This is a genomic window from Pseudomonas sp., from assembly GCF_050739995.1.
Lineage (GTDB): Bacteria > Pseudomonadota > Gammaproteobacteria > Pseudomonadales > Pseudomonadaceae > Aquipseudomonas.
In genome coordinates this window covers 1-3112 of the sequence record NZ_JBOICG010000247.1, presented here as the reverse complement: position 1 = coordinate 3112, position 3112 = coordinate 1, and the positions used below count along the sequence as shown (strand labels likewise).

At 60.2% G+C, this 3112-nt stretch carries 1 protein-coding gene; it reads left to right on the top strand.

Annotation, left to right across the window (positions count from 1 at the left end):
- Positions 1-315: 315 nt before the first annotated feature.
- Complete coding sequence (gyrA, locus tag ACRESD_RS08415; RefSeq protein ID WP_431750504.1) at positions 316-2970, top strand: DNA gyrase subunit A; 2655 nt, start codon at positions 316-318, stop codon at positions 2968-2970.
- Positions 2971-3112 lie beyond the last annotated feature (142 nt).

Genomic DNA, 3112 nt, shown 5'->3' with positions numbered 1-3112 from the left:
GTCAATAATTCTCTCGGATCTGCCCCCTTAAAATTGCATCAACCCAGCTCTGAGCCCCTCTCGTCCCCCTCAAGCCTGTCATCCGTCAACTTACTATGCTCCATGCGCATCAGGGGGATAGGTGCGTGGCGGCGATTGTGATAACATCCGGCGGTTTCCAGGGCTGCCCCGAGGGGTTGCCTATAACGCGCAGATCCGTGTCATAACTCGTTGATTTGTCGTAAGTCGTTGTCAGGCACTTGCCGGCAGCGGCGAGCTTCGTTCGTCCCATATGGATGTGACGAGGTTTCACCCGAAAAAGGAATCAGGCTTCTCATGGGCGAACTGGCCAAAGAAATCCTCCCGGTCAATATCGAAGACGAGCTGAAACAGTCCTACCTCGACTACGCGATGAGCGTAATTGTCGGTCGGGCACTGCCTGATGCGCGCGATGGCTTGAAGCCCGTGCACCGGCGTGTGCTGTTCGCGATGAGCGAGCTGGGTAACGACTGGAACAAGCCGTACAAGAAATCTGCCCGTGTTGTCGGTGACGTGATCGGTAAGTATCACCCTCACGGCGACACTGCGGTGTACGACACCATCGTTCGGATGGCCCAGCCGTTTTCCCTGCGCTACCTGCTGGTAGACGGCCAGGGCAACTTCGGTTCGGTCGACGGCGACAACGCCGCGGCCATGCGATACACCGAAGTGCGCATGACCAAGCTGGCGCACGAGCTGCTGGCCGACCTGCATAAAGAAACCGTGGACTGGGTGCCGAACTACGATGGCACCGAAATGATCCCGGCGGTCATGCCCACCAAGATTCCCAACCTGCTGGTCAACGGTTCCAGCGGTATCGCCGTGGGCATGGCGACCAACATCCCGCCGCACAACCTCGGTGAAGTCATCGACGGTTGCCTGGCCCTCATCGACAACCCAGAGCTGACCGTCGATGAACTGATGCAATACATCCCGGGTCCGGACTTCCCGACCGCCGCGATCATCAACGGTCGCGCCGGCATCATCGAAGCCTACCGCACCGGTCGCGGCCGCATTTACATGCGCGCCCGCTCGATCATCGAAGACATCGACAAGGTCGGTGGCCGCCAGCAGATCGTCATCACCGAACTCCCGTACCAGCTGAACAAGGCGCGTCTGATCGAGAAGATCGCCGAGCTGGTTAAAGAGAAGAAGCTCGAAGGCATTACCGAACTGCGCGACGAGTCCGACAAGGACGGTATGCGCGTCGTGATCGAGCTGCGTCGTGGCGAAGTGCCTGAGGTGATCCTCAACAACCTCTACGCCCAGACCCAGCTGCAAAGCGTGTTTGGTATCAACGTGGTTGCGCTGATCGACGGCCGCCCGCGCATCCTGAACCTCAAGGATCTGCTGGAAGCCTTCGTCCGTCACCGACGTGAAGTGGTTACCCGTCGTACCGTGTTCGAGCTGCGCAAGGCCCGCGAACGCGGCCACATCCTGGAAGGCCAGGCGGTTGCGCTGTCGAACATCGACCCGGTTATCGCACTGATCAAGGCTTCGCCAACCCCATCGGAAGCCAAGGAAGCGCTGATCAGCACACCTTGGGAATCCAGCGCTGTGGTGGCCATGGTTGAGCGTGCCGGCGCCGACTCTTGCCGTCCGGAGACCCTGGACCCGCAATACGGCCTGCGCGAAGGCAAGTACTTCCTGTCGCCGGAACAGGCCCAGGCTATCCTGGAACTGCGCCTGCACCGCCTGACTGGCCTGGAGCACGAGAAGCTGCTGGCTGAGTACCAGGAGATCCTCAACCAGATCGGCGAGCTGATCCGCATCCTCAGCAGCGCCGTGCGCCTGATGGAAGTGATCCGCGAAGAACTGGAAGTGATCCGCGCCGAATACGGCGATGTGCGCCGCACCGAGATCCTCGATGCGCGCCTCGACCTGACCCTGGGTGACATGATCCCGGAAGAAGAGCGTGTGGTGACCATCTCCCACGGCGGTTACGCCAAGACCCAGCCTTTGGCTGCGTACCAGGCCCAGCGTCGTGGTGGTAAAGGTAAATCGGCTACTGGCGTGAAGGATGAGGACTACATCGCTCACCTGCTGGTCGCCAACAGCCACACCACGCTCCTGCTGTTCTCCAGCAAGGGCAAGGTGTACTGGCTGAAAACCTACGAAATCCCGGAAGCTTCCCGTGCCGCCCGTGGTCGTCCGCTGGTCAACCTGCTGCCGCTGGACAGTGATGAGTACATCACCACCATGCTGCCGGTCGAGGAATACACTGAAGGTCACTTCATCTTCATGGCCACCGCCAAAGGCACCGTGAAGAAGACCCCGCTGGAATCCTTCAGCCGTCAACGCAGCGTGGGCCTGATCGCCCTGGAGCTGGACGAAGGCGACGTACTGATCTCCGCCGCCATCACCGATGGCGAGCGTGAAGTCATGCTGTTCTCCGACGGCGGCAAGGTGACACGCTTCAAGGAATCCGACGTTCGTGCCATGGGTCGTACCGCTCGCGGTGTGCGTGGTATGCGCCTGCCGGAAGGGCAGAAGCTGATTTCGATGCTGATCCCGGAAGAAGGCAGCCAGATCCTCACCGCTTCCGAGCGTGGTTATGGCAAGCGCACCGCCATCAGCGAATTCCCGGAGTACAAGCGTGGCGGCCAGGGCGTGATCGCCATGGTCAGCAACGACCGCAACGGCCGTCTGGTTGGCGCGGTCCAGGTGCTTGATGGCGAGGAAATCATGCTGATTTCCGACCAGGGCACTCTGGTGCGTACCCGTGTGGCTGAGGTGTCGAGCCTGGGTCGTAACACCCAGGGCGTGACCTTGATCAAGCTGGCCAAGGACGAAAAACTGGTCGGCCTGGAGCGTGTCCAGGAGCCGTCGGAAGTCGAAGGCGAAGAAGTGGAAGGTGAGGAGTTTGAAGGCGAGGTGATCGCAGCAGGCGATGACAACGTCGACGAGCCAACACTCGACGCTGCCGCAGACGAAGAAGAACCGCAGGAATAAGCGGACACACAGGGGGCGGATGAAGATTCGCCCCCTTGTTGTTTGTCCGGATGGAAATGTCGATACCCACGCAGATTCCTTGTGGGAGCGGGCTTGCTCGCGAAGGCGGACTGACATTCACTACAGATGTCGGCTGTTAGAT